This window comes from Candidatus Peregrinibacteria bacterium, from assembly GCA_030700255.1.
In the GTDB taxonomy this organism is placed as follows: Bacteria; Patescibacteriota; Gracilibacteria; order UBA1369; family JABINC01; genus JABINC01.
Genome location: JAUYJN010000006.1, coordinates 13,283 through 28,859 on the forward strand (window position 1 = coordinate 13,283; position 15,577 = coordinate 28,859).

Sequence of the window (15,577 nt, forward strand, 5' to 3'; positions counted from 1 at the left end):
AAAAAAATAAAAAAAAATCCTGTATTAATTTAAATACTTGTTGTTGCTATGAAGGTAAAAGCATCAGTCAAAAAAATATGTGATCTATGTCAAGTCATCAAACGAAAAGGTGTTCTACGTATTGTATGCAAAAGAACTCCAAAGCATAAACAAAGACAGGGGTAGTGCGGGGAACGCATATCCTAACTGTTAAATAACAAAATTTAATTTTAAAGTAATGGCAAGAATAGCCGGTATAAACATTCCAAAGGAGAAAAGAGTAGAAATATCTCTAACTTATATCAAAGGTATAGGTCGAGCTAGAAGTAAGACTATGCTTGAAAAGTTGAATATTAACCTGGATACTAGGGTGCAGGATCTTACTGAGGCGGAGGTTGATTTGCTTCGTGAGGAAGTAGCTAAATACCCAACCGAAGGTGACCTTCGTAGAAAAGTATCATTAGATGTAAAAAGACTTCAGGATATTGGTTCTTACAAAGGATATAGGCATAAGAGGAATCTACCTGTTCGTGGGCAAAAAACTAAATGTAATGCGCGTACAAAAAGAGGTAAGAAGATTGCTGTAAGCGGAAAAAAGAAAGAAACTAAGAAATGATAAAGTAAAAAATTAATAATATAGCAAATGGCAGTAAAGGCTTCTAAAAAGAAGGCAAAGAAAAGGATCGTTACAGAAGGTAGGGTGTATATAAATGCTAGCTTCAATAATACGTTAGTTACAATAACTGATGCCGAGGGGAATACTATTTCTTGGGGGTCATCCGGTAATAGCGGGTTCAAAGGCTCTAGAAAATCAACTCCTTATGCTGCACAAGTAGCTGCCGAATCAGCTGTTGGTAAGGCGAAAGAATATGGATTACAAAAAGTACGCGTATTCGTTAAAGGTGTAGGTACCGGTAGGGATCAAGGTATTAGAGGGCTTATAACTTCAGGCCTTGAGCTACTTACTATAGAGGATTTAACTTCTTTACCACACAATGGATGTAGAAAAAAGAAGCCAAGAAGGGTTTAATTATTATAAAATTTAACATTAATCAAATTGTCAACTTTCAGAGGGTCAAAGGCCAAAATATGTAGGAGGTTAGGTATTAACCTTTTCGGGTCAGCTAAGTACGAAAAGATTCTTACTAAAAAAGGGTATCCGCCTGGAGCTCATGGCCGTTCAAAGTTTTCTAAAAAATCTGAATTTGGAAGGCAGTTGGATGCCAAGCAAACAGCTAGATTTATGTTTAATGTAACTGAAAAGCAATTTGGACAATATTACAAAAAAGCTGATAAAATGCTCGGTGTAACCGGTGAGGAGTTAATCCGATTTCTAGAGAGAAGATTAGATAATGTTATATTTAGAGCAGGTTTTGCCATCACTCGTTTCCAATCAAGACAAATAGTTAGTCACGGGCTTGTGAAGCTAAATGGTAGGCGTGTTAATATACCTTCTATCAGTGTAAAAGAAGGTGACGAAATTGAAATAAGAGAAAGAAGCAAGAGTGTTAAACTTTTCGCTGAAAATCTCGAAACTAATAAAAAATATTCAGCTCCCGGTTGGCTGGTTGTAGACCAGAAAAAGCTAACAATTAAGATCAAGAGGCTCCCTGAAAAAGACGAGCTCGAACAAGCTATCGATAGCCAACTTATCGTTGAGTACTACTCTAAGTAATTTTAATAATTAATTTCAACCCTACTCTATTATGCATCAAATTCAAGAAGAAATCGGTATGCCAAAGATCACTCAAGTTTCGAGTGATGGTAATCGTGCCGTCTTCGAAATTGGACCATTGCCGACTGGATACGGAATGACACTTGGTAATTCACTAAGAAGAGTATTGATTTCATCTCTTCCCGGTAGCGCAGTGTCTGCAATTAAAATAAATGGAGTTGCGCATGAATACGCAGCTATAGCTGGAGTAAAAGACAGCGTACTTGATATGACGCTAAATCTTAAACTTCTACACATTCAAAAAGACAGTAAAGAGCCATCTACTTTGACTTTAAGCGTAACCAAAAAAGGTAACGTAACGGCAAAAGACATAAAGGTTCCTGCCGGAGTTCAAATTTTAAACCCTAATCTATATATAACAAGCCTAGACGACAAAGCGAAGCTTGATATAGAAATCATCGTTGAAAAAGGTGTAGGATACATTCCGGTAGCAGAAAGAGATACTAAAGAGGATCCAATGAAAATATGGGTAGATACAATTTTCTCACCTGTAAAAAGAGTTAGATATGATGTTGAGGCTGCCAGAGTCGGTCAAATGACTAACCTGGACAAGCTTACAATTGAAATTGAGACTAATGGAAGTATGACATCTGAAGATGCACTTAAATTTTCAGCAAATGTACTTAAATCATACTTTGGTCTATTTGATAACTCTGATATGCCGGTAGAATCCGACTTCATGAGTGACATGCAAAGTATCAATGCTAAGCAAAGAGAAGCTGACAACCAAAAGCCTGCTCAAGAAAAATACACACCAATTGAAATCCTAGGATTATCGCCAAGGACACTCAATTCTCTTATAAATGGTGGTATCGGATCTATAGAACAATTGGTAAAATGTACAGAAAGTAAATTGACAAACCTAAGAGGATTCGGTAAAAAGGCTCTCACAGAAGTAGCCGCAGCTCTAGAACCAAGAGACCTCAAATTATCAGATGAAGATTAATTAAATACAATGCGACATCAAAAAAAGAACGACAAACTAAATACAGGGTCACAATCTCATACAAATGCCATAAAAAGAAATTTGGCTACATCAATAATATTGCATGAGCGCATAACAACTACTGCAAAAAGAGCAGCTGTGGTATCTCCAATAGTTGAAAAACTAATCACTATGGCGAAAAGCACAGATGAAATGAATGCAATTCGTAATCTAAATCAATTTTTGTTTGATAAGAACGCATGTCGTAAAGTCATGGAAGTGTTAAAAGATAGATACAAAGACCGAACTTCCGGTTACACACGTATTACAAAATTTAAAAGTCGCGCAGGTGACATGGCCCCTATGGTAATAGTAGAATTAGTTAACTAAAGATATGAAAACATACTCAGCAAAACAAAGCGAAATTCAAAGAAAGTGGTACATTGTCGATGCAAAAGACATGGTACTAGGTAGACTTGCAACAACTCTTGCCGTTACTCTACGTGGTAAAAACAAACCTACTTTCACTCCTCATCTTGATTGCGGAGATTACGTAGTCGTAATCAACGCAGGTCACATCAGACTAACAGGTAAAAAGGAGACAGATAAAAAATACTATTCTCATAGTGGATATATTGGAAATCTTAAGACTCAAACGGTCAAAGAAGTAAGAGCTAAAAAACCTACTAAGATTCTACATGATGCTGTAAGAGGCATGATTCCAAGGAATAAGCTGAGAGACCATGTAATGGACAAATTGAAGCTGTACGAAGGGGAAACTCATCCACATGAAGCACAACAACCGGAAGCTTTGAGCCTATAAAGTAATAATATTAAAACCTAACGGATGACACTAATGACAGAAAAAGTTAAAAAAACGGTGAAGAAGAAAACGGGGGATGAAGCTATGCCAACCGGACGAGTTGGAAAGTATCATCACGCAGTTGGCAAAAGAAAAAGAGCTGTAGCGGTGGTACGTCTATACGAAAAAGGTAATGGAAACATTTCAATCAACGGTAAGACAGTTGAAGAATTTGCGAATTCAAAAGATCTTGTAGAAGTTATCACGGCACCACTTAGATTGGTCGGTGCATTAAAAACTTATGACATCACAGTTTTGGTAAAAGGTGGTGGATTCAGAGGGCAGGTTGATGCTGTTAAGCACGCTATCTCTCGTTCACTTACAGGAGCTGACGCACTACTTCGTACATCATTAAAGAAAGTTGGATTTCTTACACGTGATTCACGTATCAAAGAAAGAAAGAAATTCGGACTTAAGAAAGCTCGAAAATCACCACAATGGTCTAAGCGTTGAGACATGCGCTTCACAATTCTCACACTCTTTCCCTGTTTATTTGAATCCTATTTCGGCGATTCAATAATCAAACGTGCTATAGATCAAGGTTTAATAACTGTGGATTTTTTGAATATTCGCGATTTTACGGAGGATAAGCACGGAAAGGTAGATGATACACCTTATGGAGGCGGGGCGGGTATGTTAATTACATGTCAACCGCTTTTTGACTGTATTAAGGCGGCTAAAGAGAAAAACAAAGGCCCGGTTGTGTTCATGACGCCACAAGGTGAAACATTCACGCAAAAAGCGGCTGAAAATTTCTCACAGAAGTATGATGAAATGATTATTTTATGTGGAAGATACGAAGGCATAGATCAACGCGTAAGAGATGAATTCGTAGATATGGAGATATCTGTCGGGAATTACGTCCTAACAGGCGGAGAGCTGCCTGCGATGATAATAATAGATGCCGTCACACGCCTGATACCAGGCGTGCTCGGAGACGAAGATTCACATATACAAGATTCTTTCTCAGAAGCTTTCGAAGGTAAAAAAGAATACCCACATTATACCAAGCCGGCCGAGTACGAAGGTCGGAGAGTTCCGGACGTACTTTTGTCAGGAAATCACGCAGAAATCGAAAAATGGAGAAAAAAACATCTAAAGTAGATACTATAAAATTTGAATTATAGGAAAATTAATATACAATGTGCCAGAAAATAAACAAAAACAAATATGGAACACTCTTTAAAGATCGATGAGGTATTTAAAAAATTTAAAACTTCTAACAAAGGACTATCAGGGGCAGAGGTTAACTTTCGTCTAAAAGAATACGGTCAAAATAAATTAACGGAAAAGCATAAGACTCCAATGATAGTTAAGTTCCTAGAGGAATTTAGTGATTTGATGGTGATTATCCTTATAATTGCTGCAATTATAGCTGGAATCGCCGGGGAGGTAATAGATGCCAGTGTCATACTTTTTATAGTTATCTTAAATGCATGTATAGGCTTTATTCAAAAGTTCAAAGCGGAAAAAGCCTTGGAAGCTTTGCAAAAAATGGTATCACCACATGCCAGAGTAATTAGAGATGGGGAGGAGGTTATGATCGATGCGGAAAATTTAGTGCCCGGAGACATCGTAATACTAGGGGAAGGCGATAAAATTACTGCAGATATAAGGCTTATTGAATGCTCTGAGCTGCGCATATCGGAAGCAACATTGACTGGTGAATCAAGCCCAGTTGTAAAATCAGCAGATATAATTCATGACAAAAATGAACACGTAGCGGATATTAGAAATGTAGCATTTATGGGAACTTCTGTTGTTCGTGGTACCGGTAAAGGAATTGTGATTTCCACAGGAATGAACACTGAATTTGGTAAGATCGCAAAACTAACAACCGGAACCGTAAAAGATAAAAGTCCACTACAAAAAGAGATTTTTAAAATAGGGGTTTTTGTTGGAAAAATAACATTTGTCATTTCAACGATACTGCTGGTCGTAGGATATTTTTATCAAGGACAAACTCTCCTTGATTCGTTTTTATTCTCTGTGTCTGTCGCAGTGGCGGCAGTCCCGGAGGGACTGCCTGCCACAATCACCATAGCGCTAGCTATAGGTGTCCAACGCATGGCAAAGAAAAATGCAATCATCAAACAACTCTCATCTGTAGAAACGCTCGGATCAACTACAGTAATATGTAGTGACAAAACCGGGACTCTTACGAAAAATGAAATGACTGTACAGGAATTATATTTCGATAACTATGATGTAAAGATAACCGGAGTTGGATATAGTCCAAATGGAGACATGCATTTCAAAGCAGATAAAAACATAGTGTCACTGCTCAATCACAAAGAGCATAAAATCACTATGGAGGATATAAAAAAACGATACAATGAATTATATCAAATGTCTGACATTATATTTAAAGCAGCAACTCTCTGTAATAATGCAAAACTCATAATAGAAAAAGGTAAGGTCGATATGCTTGGTGACCCAACTGAGGGCGCCCTGCTTACAATGACTGCAAAGGCCGGATATACAAAAGAAGGCCTCGCAAAATCAATAAAGAGAATTTATGAACTCCCATTTGAATCGGACAGGAAACGTATGAGTGTGATCTGCAAAGAAAAAATCGGGAAAACCTACAAACATATAGCCTATGTAAAAGGGGCCCCTGAGATGGTACTACCAAAATGTACACATATATTAAAAGACGGAGAGGTCAAAAAACTAACAGAAAATGATAAAAAATATTATGAGAAACTAAACATCGAAATGGCAGGCAGAGCCCTCCGCGTAATTGCACTTGCTTACAAAGAAGTGAAAGAAAATAAAACTTATAAAGAAAGTGATGTGGAAATAAATCTGATTTTCGCCGGCTTATCCGGAATAATAGATCCACCAAGAACAGAGGTAAAAGAAGCTGTTGAAATGACGTACAAAGCTGGAATAAAAATTTATATAGTCACAGGTGATCAAGGGCTTACAGCTGGAGCCATCGCAAAAAAACTCAATATAGTAGGAGATGATTTTCATATAATAACCGGACAGATGCTCGATAAACTCTCCGTAACAAAACTCAAGCAAGAATTCAAAAAACACGAATACATTATATTTGCACGAGTCAGCCCGTCTCATAAATTAAAAGTTGTAGATACTCTGAAAAAAATGGGAGAAGTGGTAGCCGTAACGGGAGATGGTGTAAATGATGCCCCTGCCCTAAAACGAGCTGACATTGGAGTCGCCATGGGAATAGTGGGTACTGATGTAAGCAAAGAAGCTGCCAACATGGTACTTGCAGATGACAAATTCAATACTATAATCAATGCCATAAAGGAAGGTCGAACAATATATGGAAATCTTAAAAAATTCATATTTTATATATTTTCATGCAACATAGGTGAGCTAATCACTGTATTCGCAGCTATAATACTGGCCCTACCCGCACCGCTTACAGCGGTGCTCATCCTAGCAGTAGACCTCGGTACTGATGTACTCCCGGCTCTCGCTCTTGGGGTCGAGCCATCCGAGGACGACACTATGAACAGGCCACCTAGAAATCCAAAAGAACGCATCATGCAAGGAGCATTTGTAACGAGATATTTATATGTAGGCACATTTATAGGATTAATAGTGGTCGGTTTATTTATATTTCAACTGTACAACTATGGATGGAGCTGGGGTGAGACTTTGAGCCGTGACTCACTTGCATACATGAAAAGCTCTACAACAGCCTTTGCCGTGCTAGTACTTATCCAAATGGTAAATGCCTACAACGCAAGAGATGAGAAAAAATCAGTATTCAAAATCGGAATCTTCAAAAATATCTGGTTACTCGGAGCTATCGGAATATCAATTCTTACATTATTTGTATTCGTAGAAGTTCCTTTTGTTCAAACCTTCCTTCGAACAACCCACCTTACACTTATAGAATGGATGATGATTATCGGCGCTTCATTTGGAATATTAGTCATAGAAGAAACAAGAAAGCTATTTAGCCGACTTTCAAAAACTTAAGCCGCAAATAAATCGGCTAATTCACCCCTAAGATTTACACTTTCTGGAGGAGCTTTGGAAATAACTGGATCTATCTTCTCCGTGATCGCAACATGAGTCGTCATCACTTCATGTCTATTTTTAATAAATAGTCTATCTTTAAAAAGAAGTAAATTTACATGCAAAGGTCTAACTTCACCACCTCCTTTAATAATAGAAGTAGGATTAACCTCATCATGAAAAACCCCTTCCGGCTTATCAGAATAATCCTGATCATCACTCCACCACAACATACTACCAATATCAAATTGACCCCTAATCAAATAAGCTTCGCCACTTATAGGATGGATATATATCCAACTATCATCTATTTCAGAATAAAACACCCTACCAAGGGCTATCCCATCAACCGTAGTCAAACTAGCCTCTTGATTTCTTGAGATCTTCAAAGGCGACCTACCACTTAACTCAATAGATTCACAAGTCTCCTCTCGATGATAATCTAAATTTAGAACCATCTGTTATAGTTGACATATCAATGTTATTATTTAAGCACAGTGAAAAAAAATTGCAAACACCAATCCTATGCAAAGGGTAATACAATTAATAAAGGCTAATGACGGCTATCTCCGCATCAAAGTTCTTCCTAAATCTGCAAAAAATGAAATTGTAGATATCATGGATGATGAAACTATAAAAATCCGAATCAAAGCTATACCAGAAAAAGGCAAGGCAAACCAAGCACTCATCAAATTCCTCTCACAAGAGCTAGACATCCAAAAAGACTCAATTAAAATAATCAGCGGCAAAACTGACCAAGTAAAATTAATAAAGATCACCACTTAAATATGAACCAAATCGACCTTACAAACATAGAGCATATAAAAGGAATTTTAAAAACTCATGGCACGGCGGCCAAAAAGGCACTTGGCCAAAATTTCTTAGTTGATAGAAATGCACTCGACAAAATAATCGAAGCAGGTGAACTTCATGAAAGCGATCAGGTACTTGAAATTGGGCCAGGCCTTGGCGTCCTAACGGACGCCATCCTCCACAAAACCCATAACCTCACATCGCTTGAAATGGATAGAGAAATCATTCCGATTCTCCAAATAAACATGCACAACCTACATTCAACTGAAGAGCTAAAAGATTGGGAAGTAATCCACACCGATGCACTAAAATTCGATATCGACAAAACGAATTTCAAAAAAGGCTACAAACTCCTCGCCAATATCCCATACTTCATCACCTCCCCACTACTCCGACATTTCCTCAAAGACCAATACCTAAAAAACTCCAAAATCATCCCATCGATAATAGTTTTCTTAATTCAAAAAGAATTAGCAGAAAAAATAGTGGACAAGAAAAAAGAATCAGTGATCGGACTCAACATCAAAGTATTCGGCACACCTGAAATCATCGCAAACGTCCCTGCCAAGTCTTTCCACCCTGCCCCAAAGGTCGATTCAGCAGTACTCAAGATAACAGTTCACAAAACTTCAAAAGTCGACATGAGCAAAATCGACATAAACAAATTCTTCGAAACAATCGAGCGCGGATTCTCCTCCCCAAGAAAAAAACTTCGCAACAATATACCTGAAGAATTACTTATCACAGCCGGTATAGATCCGAACCTCCGCGCCGAAAAACTCACAATAGAAGATTGGGTAGCTATAACAAGCCTAATCAAATAAACAATTCATCGTTAAATTGATTGTGTTTTTTCAACATAATCGCTATAATTTTACTGTAAAATAATTTTACTTTCCAACAGGCTAAAAATAAATCTCATATTTATAAAAAATTTCACCTTCAGATTTTAAGAATTTTTCATAATTAAACTATATAATATATATATTATGACAACAAAACTCATCAAGATATCACCAAAAGGTCAATTCTCAATCCCTAAAGAAGATCGAGATAAAATCAACTGCGAATACTTCATCTATACCCTTAAAGGAAAACATATAATCTTAAGTCCTGCAAAAATTGAGCCTGAAGATGACCCTATTGGCTTCGGACTACTCTCAGAAAAGGCATTTGCTGAAATATGGGACAATCCTGAAGGTGATATCTACAATAAATTTTATAAGGAATAGATTTTTTAATTTCTAAAATTATGGAAGCTCAAATAATCATTTACAAGTCCGATGATGGCGATATCAAAATCGATGTAACACTCGAAGATGAAACCGTATGGCTCACTCAAGAGCAAATAGCGATACTTTTTGGAAAAGGCAGATCCACTATTACAGAACATATACAAAATATTTTTGAAGAAGGAGAATTGGAAAAAAAACTGGTAAGTCGGGATTTCCGACATACCACAAAACACGGAGCCATAGAGGGAAAAACACAAACCGCAACCACAAAATATTATAATCTTGATGTCATTATTTCGGTAGGCTATCGGGTGAAATCAGCACAAGGAACACAATTTCGCATCTGGGCAACACAAAAACTCAAAGAACACATCGTAAAAGGATTTACCCTCAATGATGAACGGTTTAAATCCGGGAAATCTATGAATTATTTTGCCGAACTCCAAGACAGAATCCGTACAATACGACTTTCGGAACGGTTTTTTTATCAAAAAATCAAAGATATTTATACCACTGCCATTGATTATAATCCAAAAGATGAAAAAACCATTGAATTCTTTAAAATCGTACAAAATAAACTCCTCTGGGCTATTAGCCAAAAAACAGCAGCAGAACTTATTTATCGTCGAGTAGATGCTTCTCTCCCACTTCTCGGGATGCAGTCGTATGACAAACAAGAAGACTCAATCAAAAAAACAGATGTCAGTATAGCCAAAAATTATCTCAACGAAGAAGAAATGAAACTTTTGAAATTGCTCGTAGATCAATATCTTACTTTTGCGGAAACGATGGCCGAACAACAAATACCAATGTACATGAAAGACTGGATAGAACAATTGGATGGTATATTAAAAATGAATAAAAGAGAGCTTCTCACACATGCTGGGAAAATAAACCACGAAATGGCACTCCAAAAATCAAATCAGGAATTTGAAAAATTTAAAGCCGAACAGAGAAAAGTCGAAAAAGCGGAAAGCCTTAAAGAACTTGAGGCTGATTTAAAAAAATTACAATCTTAAATATATGCCGCATTTTTTTTTCCCACAACGTCCGGATGCCAAACCAACCATTTACGCCTACAGGCTGAAAGGCGTTGAAACACATAAAGGCTTGCTTAAAATCGGCTATACGGTTCGTAGCGCACAAGACAGAATTGCGGAACAGCTCAAACAAATAAAAACCGGCGTGATGCAACAGCTTTTGACCGATAAAATAAGACTAAATTACCATTCATAATTCACAATTTATAATTAAAACCATGGATAACGATCAACGCAACAAAATCGCGGTTCTTTAAACAAATTGGTAAACCAAAAGTATGTTTGAGAGCATGTAGATGCTGAAATCTAAAAAATCCAAACGTGCGAAAACAAATTTAATGAATTTTGATCATGTGGAAGTGTGCACGTGAACAGATTTTGTACGTTATCTTGTACAAAAACTCTTCCCGGAAGGAGGGATTGTACAATAATCCGTACAATTTGGTTTTTATGCCTTGCTAAAAAAAACACTCCCAGACACATCTCTCTCATAAAATAGTCTATCAAATACATCCTTCATGGCTTGTTCTTAAGAATGACGTCTGAAGTACACATTTCAAAGCGTTTTCATGGAGATTGAACTTTGAAATACGGCATTCGACGCCCGTTCCCGGGAATGATGTCTGAAGTACGGCGCTTCGCCTGCAAAACCATTATCTTTTCCATAAAAAGCTACTTTTATGCTTACTTATTCTTTAAACTTTTCTTTTGAAGATTCGACTTTGAAATACAACTTCCTGTCAACTATTTTCTCGGAGGAATTTTCCGTTGACCCGGCAAATCACAGCCGCCTTTATTAAAGGGATTACATCGAAGCACTCGCCATATTCCTTTAAATATTCCTTTGATTGCGCCATGTTTTTCTATAGCTCCAATCATGTAAGTAGAACAACTCGGTGTAAATTTGCAGTAGCCACCGGTAAATAACGCTTTGCCCCATGCACTATGATCCGGGGAAAGAGTTTTTTGATAAATTCTTATAATGAAAATTAAAACTTTTTTTACCATATTCAACATATAACTTCAATAACATACCATAAACCTAATCCCTTTTATTTATAATGGAAACTAATTCGCTGATACTTACACGAAATGAATGAAAACTATCGGATTCGCGGGTAAAGATGTGGCGAAGCTGCGCCAATGCGTGTTAGATAGAGAAGTAATTTAGTGGGTTTCTCTTAACACCATCTTGGATTACCTCTATATGCAAGTGAACTCCGGATGAGCGGCCGGTAGTACCCATAAGTCCAACTATCTGACCGGCTACTACTTGTTCACCCTCTCTTACGTAAATTTTATTCTCTGTGAAATGAGCCATAAGGACCTCAATCCCATCGTCTCTCTTGATCATAAGATGCGTACCATACCCGCCATTATAACCGGTCTGACGTACTTTTGTAACAACACCTGATATAGGAGCTACAACATTTGGACTCCAAGATTTGTCTTTTCTAGAGATATCAAGACCTACATGACCATAAGTAAACCCGCGTGAATACCTTGCATTTACAGGTGTTGGACTTATGAAACCAACATTATTCACAGTTTGTGAAACAGTTTCGCTACCAAGTATCGCACCGGATCTAAATGAATCATTGCGGCTCATAGCTATATAACGGGTCGCCTCCGGCGACCTAACTCCAGCCAAAACAAGCTCTGCTCCCGCCTCTAGATTTTCAGCAGCCACTGCATTGTTCGCTACTATTTTTTCCTCCTCTATACTAAATGCTTTTGCGATTTTCCCTAAATTATCACCGGATTTAACAGTATATAAATATCCATCTACAGGTAAAATTGCTAGCTCCTGCCCCATCTTTAAAAAATTGCCAGCTCCAAGAGTCGGATTGTTATCAAGGATTGTTGCAGTTCTAAGTCCATACATATAAGCAATTCCCGAGACCGTTTCCCCTGATTCAACTTTGTGAGTTATCAACCCCTCACGATTTGCGTAGTTCCTGTTTCCGGTCGGCATAGATTTTGATAAATACCCTTCATCATCAGCCACAAGACTGAAATCCGAAAATATCCCTACGTCACTACTTGCATACGCGTCATTAAATTCAAAATGGTAAAAATCAACTGAAGATAAGAGGAAAAATAACAATAGTACGTAAGCAACCTTTTTAACGAACTTCCGCTGACATGGCAAATCCGCACATTCAGCATCATTATGACTAAAATGGTTTCTTAGGAAAGAAACATGCTCACTCTGTTTTTTGAAAAGAGTTTTTAGACTTTCTATAGAAAAAATCGTTGTAATATGAGTAATCTTTTTGATTATTTTCTTCTTTAGAATAGATGGATTCTCGTGGATTAATCTATTGTGCCTGGAACGTCGCGCCGAAATGTTGACCGTACTTGATGTCTCTGAGTTTTTGGAACTCATATTTCAAGGTTTATATGGTACTTATTTTTGTCTATTTTTATTTTCCATAACTTCTGTGAGAATACCATGAGTACATTAAAAATGCAAGCTCAAAGACAACAAATGTTAGGGGCTGTCAAGTGGGTAAGCTTAGGTGAAATTTGACAAATAAATGTTTTTTTATACTTTGGAGGTTGAAGGTAAATGTATTAGAATGTGCCTCGGACAACCGTCGAACTTAACAAGCGGACAGCCGTCGATAATAGAGCTGATTAATAGAATTGAGATTCGGCGCATAGATACTCTAAGTTAAAAAATTAATAATAATTATACGACTATGGCAAAAGCAGTAGATAAAAATGATGCAATGAGACATTCGTGCTCGCACGTAATGGCTCAAGCAATCATGGAAATGTTCCCAGAGGCAAAACTGGCAGTTGGCCCTTGGATTGATAGTGGATTCTATCATGATATTGAACTTCCAAGGACGCTTATTCCTGAAGACCTACCTATCATAGAAAAAAAAATGAAGCAGATTATGAAGCAAAGACAGAAGTTCAGGCAGTATGATTTGCCATCTGACGAAGCTATTAAATTTTTAAAAGATAGAGGGCAAGATTATACCGCTGAGATGGCGGCCGACCTCAAGGAGGGTGGAGAAAAAACGCTTAGCTTCTATGAAAATATAATTCAGCAAAATGACAAGATTGCATTTGTGAATATGTGTGCAGGGCCACACGTCGATAACACCGGTGAAATCGGCGCATTCAAATTAACAAGCATTGCCGGTGCGTATTTCAAAGGAGATTCTGATCGACCAATGCTACAGAGAATCTATGGAGCGTGCTTTGAGACTATGGAAGAACTCGATGCTTATTTGAAACAATTGGAAGAAGCGAAAAAGCGTGACCATAAAATACTTGGCAAACAACTTGGACTATTTGTTACCGATCCGCTTGTTGGATCAGGATACCCATTGTTTTTGCCTAAAGGTACATTTATAAAAGATACTTTGGCTGATTACATCAAAGATTTGAAAAAAGAAAACAACTATACCTTTGTATCGATCCCACATGTTGCAAAAGAAGAACTATATATCAAGAGTGGGCACATGGGTAAATATGATGCGATGATGCCGGTAATGGAAACTGTCGAAGGTGAGAGGTACGTGATGAAAGCTATGAACTGCCCACATCATTTTTGTCTTTATAATGCGCAGCAACATAGTTACCGAGATCTTCCACTTCGATATGCGGAAAATACTGCGGTATATCGTTTTGAAAAAAGTGGAGAGGTTAGCGGACTACTCAGGGTTCGTTGCATCACTCAAGATGACACACATCATTTCGTGAAGCATGATCAAATCGAAGAAGAAATCGAGATGATCCTTGGGATTACAAAAGAAGTATATGAGACGTTTGGATTTACAAAATTTAGAGCGCAAATTTCAATACGTGACCCAAAGACTCCTGATAAATATTTCGGAGATGATAAACTCTGGGCAAATGCTGAGAAAAAACTTATAGCCGGAGTTAAAAAATGGGGACAAAAATATAGTGTAGAAGAAGGAGAGGCTGCATTTTATGGGCCGAAAATCGACATCATGGTCGAAGATACTATTGGTCGAGAGTGGCAACTTACAACTGTGCAACTGGATTTTAATCAGCCTGAAAATTTTGATATGACATACATCGGTGAGGATGGAAAAGAACAAAGACCTGCCGTATTGCATGTAGCGATTTTCGGAAGCGTTGAAAGATTTATGGGAATCTTGATCGAGCATTTTGCCGGAGCTTTCCCTGCTTGGCTCGCCCCTGTGCAAGTATTTGTATGTCCGGTTGCTGACCCACATGTTAAATATGCAGAGGAATTTCTTACTGAGTTAAAAAAGGAAGGGGTGCGAGCTTCGCTCGCAATGCCAGAAGAATCACTAGGAAAACGAATCCGCAATGCGGAAAGAATGAAAATTCCTTACATGATTGTAATTGGGGACGAAGAGATGGAAGGTTGGTCAAAAGGCAACGGATCAAAAGGCGGTTCGGTAGCCGTTCGCAGTTACAAAACTCAAAAACAGACCTCTACCAAAGCGATAAACTTCATCAAAAAACTTTTGAAAGAAATTGCAGAACGGAGCTTATAGGATTCTGCCAACACCCATTTTGTTTAAATATTTTTCGTTCATTGCCTCTCAACCTAGTTTCGCCTTTTTTCCAAATATTTTTCATCCAACACATGGGTAAGTTCATGATGTTCTTTGCAAAGTCGCACCAAATATCTCGGATCATGACTGCTCTGAATCCCAAATCGTATCGTATGATGCGTATTTTTTGCATCCCTCATACATCCTCGCACTTCGCATTTCGTACCGGCTCGCTCGCTGATAACTCGTTTCACTACTTCTTTGCCATCAACTTTTTTCGCCAGTTCATCCGCCACTACTTCATCAGCTATCATATTCTCTCTCTCATTAACCTGCTCACATCGTTCATCAAGCATTTTTTCTAAAATTTCATTCACATCAAAACCTTTCGCGTTAAGTTCGTTAAGTTTTTGGACAACATTTTCACTCAGTTGAAAATCAAGCCTCGAAACATCCTTCGAATTTATTTTATCATCGATTA

Annotated in this window: 20 protein-coding genes; 16 read left to right on the forward strand and 4 right to left on the reverse strand. The window is 37.7% G+C overall.

What is annotated here, in order from left to right; genetic code table 11:
- Positions 1–48: 48 nt before the first annotated feature.
- From rpmJ to Q8P68_00880, 10 genes are all read left to right on the forward strand, one after another.
- On the forward strand, positions 49–165 hold the full coding sequence (gene rpmJ, locus Q8P68_00835) for a 50S ribosomal protein L36 (protein ID MDP4007716.1): 117 nt from the start codon (positions 49–51) through the stop codon (positions 163–165).
- Positions 166–217: 52 nt separating this feature from the next.
- On the forward strand, positions 218–595 hold the full coding sequence (rpsM, locus tag Q8P68_00840; protein ID MDP4007717.1) for a 30S ribosomal protein S13: 378 nt from the start codon (positions 218–220) through the stop codon (positions 593–595).
- A 27-nt stretch (positions 596–622) separates the two neighbouring features.
- A complete protein-coding gene (gene rpsK, locus Q8P68_00845) occupies positions 623–1,009 on the forward strand; it encodes a 30S ribosomal protein S11 (GenBank protein ID MDP4007718.1) in 387 nt (128 codons plus the stop codon).
- A 27-nt stretch (positions 1,010–1,036) separates the two neighbouring features.
- Positions 1,037–1,654, forward strand: coding sequence for a 30S ribosomal protein S4 (rpsD, locus tag Q8P68_00850; GenBank protein MDP4007719.1), 618 nt, complete (start codon positions 1,037–1,039; stop codon positions 1,652–1,654).
- Between the two features lie 31 nt (positions 1,655–1,685).
- Positions 1,686–2,660 carry a DNA-directed RNA polymerase subunit alpha gene (locus Q8P68_00855; GenBank protein ID MDP4007720.1) on the forward strand — a complete coding sequence of 325 codons (975 nt, stop codon included), beginning with the start codon at positions 1,686–1,688 and terminating at the stop codon, positions 2,658–2,660.
- 9 nt (positions 2,661–2,669) lie between these two features.
- Positions 2,670–3,029 carry a 50S ribosomal protein L17 gene (gene rplQ / locus Q8P68_00860; protein MDP4007721.1) on the forward strand — a complete coding sequence of 120 codons (360 nt, stop codon included), beginning with the start codon at positions 2,670–2,672 and terminating at the stop codon, positions 3,027–3,029.
- A 4-nt stretch (positions 3,030–3,033) separates the two neighbouring features.
- The gene (gene rplM, locus Q8P68_00865) at positions 3,034–3,462 is read left to right on the forward strand and encodes a 50S ribosomal protein L13 (GenBank protein ID MDP4007722.1); all 429 of its coding nucleotides are present in this window, start codon (positions 3,034–3,036) and stop codon (positions 3,460–3,462) included.
- A gap of 84 nt (positions 3,463–3,546) precedes the next feature.
- Positions 3,547–3,954 carry a 30S ribosomal protein S9 gene (gene rpsI / locus Q8P68_00870; protein MDP4007723.1) on the forward strand — a complete coding sequence of 136 codons (408 nt, stop codon included), beginning with the start codon at positions 3,547–3,549 and terminating at the stop codon, positions 3,952–3,954.
- A 3-nt stretch (positions 3,955–3,957) separates the two neighbouring features.
- Positions 3,958–4,605, forward strand: a complete 648-nt coding sequence (gene trmD / locus Q8P68_00875; protein ID MDP4007724.1) for a tRNA (guanosine(37)-N1)-methyltransferase TrmD — start codon at positions 3,958–3,960, stop codon at positions 4,603–4,605.
- 66 nt (positions 4,606–4,671) lie between these two features.
- Positions 4,672–7,461, forward strand: a complete 2,790-nt coding sequence (locus Q8P68_00880) for a cation-translocating P-type ATPase (GenBank protein ID MDP4007725.1) — start codon at positions 4,672–4,674, stop codon at positions 7,459–7,461.
- Here the strand turns inward: Q8P68_00880 and Q8P68_00885 are convergent.
- Positions 7,458–7,958 (reverse strand): hypothetical protein, encoded by a 501-nt coding sequence (locus Q8P68_00885; GenBank protein ID MDP4007726.1) that lies wholly within the window; start codon positions 7,956–7,958, stop codon positions 7,458–7,460. The two genes, Q8P68_00880 and Q8P68_00885, sit on opposite strands and share 4 nt — an antisense overlap.
- Before the next feature lie 67 nt (positions 7,959–8,025).
- On the opposite strand from Q8P68_00885, the gene Q8P68_00890 reads away from it, so the two are divergent.
- The 5 genes from Q8P68_00890 to Q8P68_00910 all read left to right on the forward strand — a co-directional run bounded on the left by Q8P68_00890 (position 8,026) and on the right by Q8P68_00910 (position 10,784).
- The gene (locus Q8P68_00890) at positions 8,026–8,286 is read left to right on the forward strand and encodes a DUF167 domain-containing protein (GenBank protein MDP4007727.1); all 261 of its coding nucleotides are present in this window, start codon (positions 8,026–8,028) and stop codon (positions 8,284–8,286) included.
- Positions 8,287–8,288: 2 nt separating this feature from the next.
- On the forward strand, positions 8,289–9,137 hold the full coding sequence (rsmA, locus tag Q8P68_00895; protein MDP4007728.1) for a 16S rRNA (adenine(1518)-N(6)/adenine(1519)-N(6))-dimethyltransferase RsmA: 849 nt from the start codon (positions 8,289–8,291) through the stop codon (positions 9,135–9,137).
- A 165-nt stretch (positions 9,138–9,302) separates the two neighbouring features.
- Positions 9,303–9,545: a hypothetical protein gene (locus Q8P68_00900; protein MDP4007729.1), complete on the forward strand. Its 243-nt coding sequence runs from the start codon at positions 9,303–9,305 to the stop codon at positions 9,543–9,545.
- Positions 9,546–9,565: 20 nt separating this feature from the next.
- Entirely contained in the window at positions 9,566–10,567 is a 1,002-nt protein-coding gene (gene rhuM / locus Q8P68_00905) for a RhuM family protein (protein MDP4007730.1), read from the forward strand.
- Between the two features lie 4 nt (positions 10,568–10,571).
- A complete protein-coding gene (locus Q8P68_00910; protein ID MDP4007731.1) occupies positions 10,572–10,784 on the forward strand; it encodes a hypothetical protein in 213 nt (70 codons plus the stop codon).
- A 548-nt stretch (positions 10,785–11,332) separates the two neighbouring features.
- Here Q8P68_00910 and yidD read toward each other — a convergent pair.
- Together yidD and Q8P68_00920 are read right to left on the reverse strand one after the other, a co-directional pair.
- A complete protein-coding gene (yidD, locus tag Q8P68_00915; protein MDP4007732.1) occupies positions 11,333–11,596 on the reverse strand; it encodes a membrane protein insertion efficiency factor YidD in 264 nt (87 codons plus the stop codon).
- Positions 11,597–11,738: 142 nt separating this feature from the next.
- Entirely contained in the window at positions 11,739–12,977 is a 1,239-nt protein-coding gene (locus Q8P68_00920; protein MDP4007733.1) for a peptidoglycan DD-metalloendopeptidase family protein, read from the reverse strand.
- Between the two features lie 316 nt (positions 12,978–13,293).
- On the opposite strand from Q8P68_00920, the gene thrS reads away from it, so the two are divergent.
- Positions 13,294–15,096 (forward strand): threonine--tRNA ligase, encoded by a 1,803-nt coding sequence (thrS, locus tag Q8P68_00925; GenBank protein MDP4007734.1) that lies wholly within the window; start codon positions 13,294–13,296, stop codon positions 15,094–15,096.
- 53 nt (positions 15,097–15,149) lie between these two features.
- Here thrS and Q8P68_00930 read toward each other — a convergent pair.
- On the reverse strand, positions 15,150–15,577 hold a 428-nt coding region (locus Q8P68_00930), incomplete at its 5' end, for a hypothetical protein (GenBank protein MDP4007735.1).

Coding starts and splice junctions, on each gene's coding strand:
- rpmJ (MDP4007716.1), top strand. CDS start 49: ATGAAGGTAAAAGCATCAGTCAAAAAAATATGTGATCTATGTCAAGTC.
- Q8P68_00920 (MDP4007733.1), bottom strand. CDS start 12,977: ATGAGTTCCAAAAACTCAGAGACATCAAGTACGGTCAACATTTCGGCG.
- rplQ (MDP4007721.1), top strand. CDS start 2,670: ATGCGACATCAAAAAAAGAACGACAAACTAAATACAGGGTCACAATCT.
- Q8P68_00900 (MDP4007729.1), top strand. CDS start 9,303: ATGACAACAAAACTCATCAAGATATCACCAAAAGGTCAATTCTCAATC.
- rhuM (MDP4007730.1), top strand. CDS start 9,566: ATGGAAGCTCAAATAATCATTTACAAGTCCGATGATGGCGATATCAAA.
- rpsI (MDP4007723.1), top strand. CDS start 3,547: ATGCCAACCGGACGAGTTGGAAAGTATCATCACGCAGTTGGCAAAAGA.
- rpsK (MDP4007718.1), top strand. CDS start 623: ATGGCAGTAAAGGCTTCTAAAAAGAAGGCAAAGAAAAGGATCGTTACA.
- Q8P68_00910 (MDP4007731.1), top strand. CDS start 10,572: ATGCCGCATTTTTTTTTCCCACAACGTCCGGATGCCAAACCAACCATT.
- Q8P68_00855 (MDP4007720.1), top strand. CDS start 1,686: ATGCATCAAATTCAAGAAGAAATCGGTATGCCAAAGATCACTCAAGTT.
- rplM (MDP4007722.1), top strand. CDS start 3,034: ATGAAAACATACTCAGCAAAACAAAGCGAAATTCAAAGAAAGTGGTAC.
- Q8P68_00890 (MDP4007727.1), top strand. CDS start 8,026: ATGCAAAGGGTAATACAATTAATAAAGGCTAATGACGGCTATCTCCGC.
- rsmA (MDP4007728.1), top strand. CDS start 8,289: ATGAACCAAATCGACCTTACAAACATAGAGCATATAAAAGGAATTTTA.
- rpsM (MDP4007717.1), top strand. CDS start 218: ATGGCAAGAATAGCCGGTATAAACATTCCAAAGGAGAAAAGAGTAGAA.
- Q8P68_00880 (MDP4007725.1), top strand. CDS start 4,672: ATGGAACACTCTTTAAAGATCGATGAGGTATTTAAAAAATTTAAAACT.
- yidD (MDP4007732.1), bottom strand. CDS start 11,596: ATGGTAAAAAAAGTTTTAATTTTCATTATAAGAATTTATCAAAAAACT.
- trmD (MDP4007724.1), top strand. CDS start 3,958: ATGCGCTTCACAATTCTCACACTCTTTCCCTGTTTATTTGAATCCTAT.
- Q8P68_00885 (MDP4007726.1), bottom strand. CDS start 7,958: ATGGTTCTAAATTTAGATTATCATCGAGAGGAGACTTGTGAATCTATT.
- thrS (MDP4007734.1), top strand. CDS start 13,294: ATGGCAAAAGCAGTAGATAAAAATGATGCAATGAGACATTCGTGCTCG.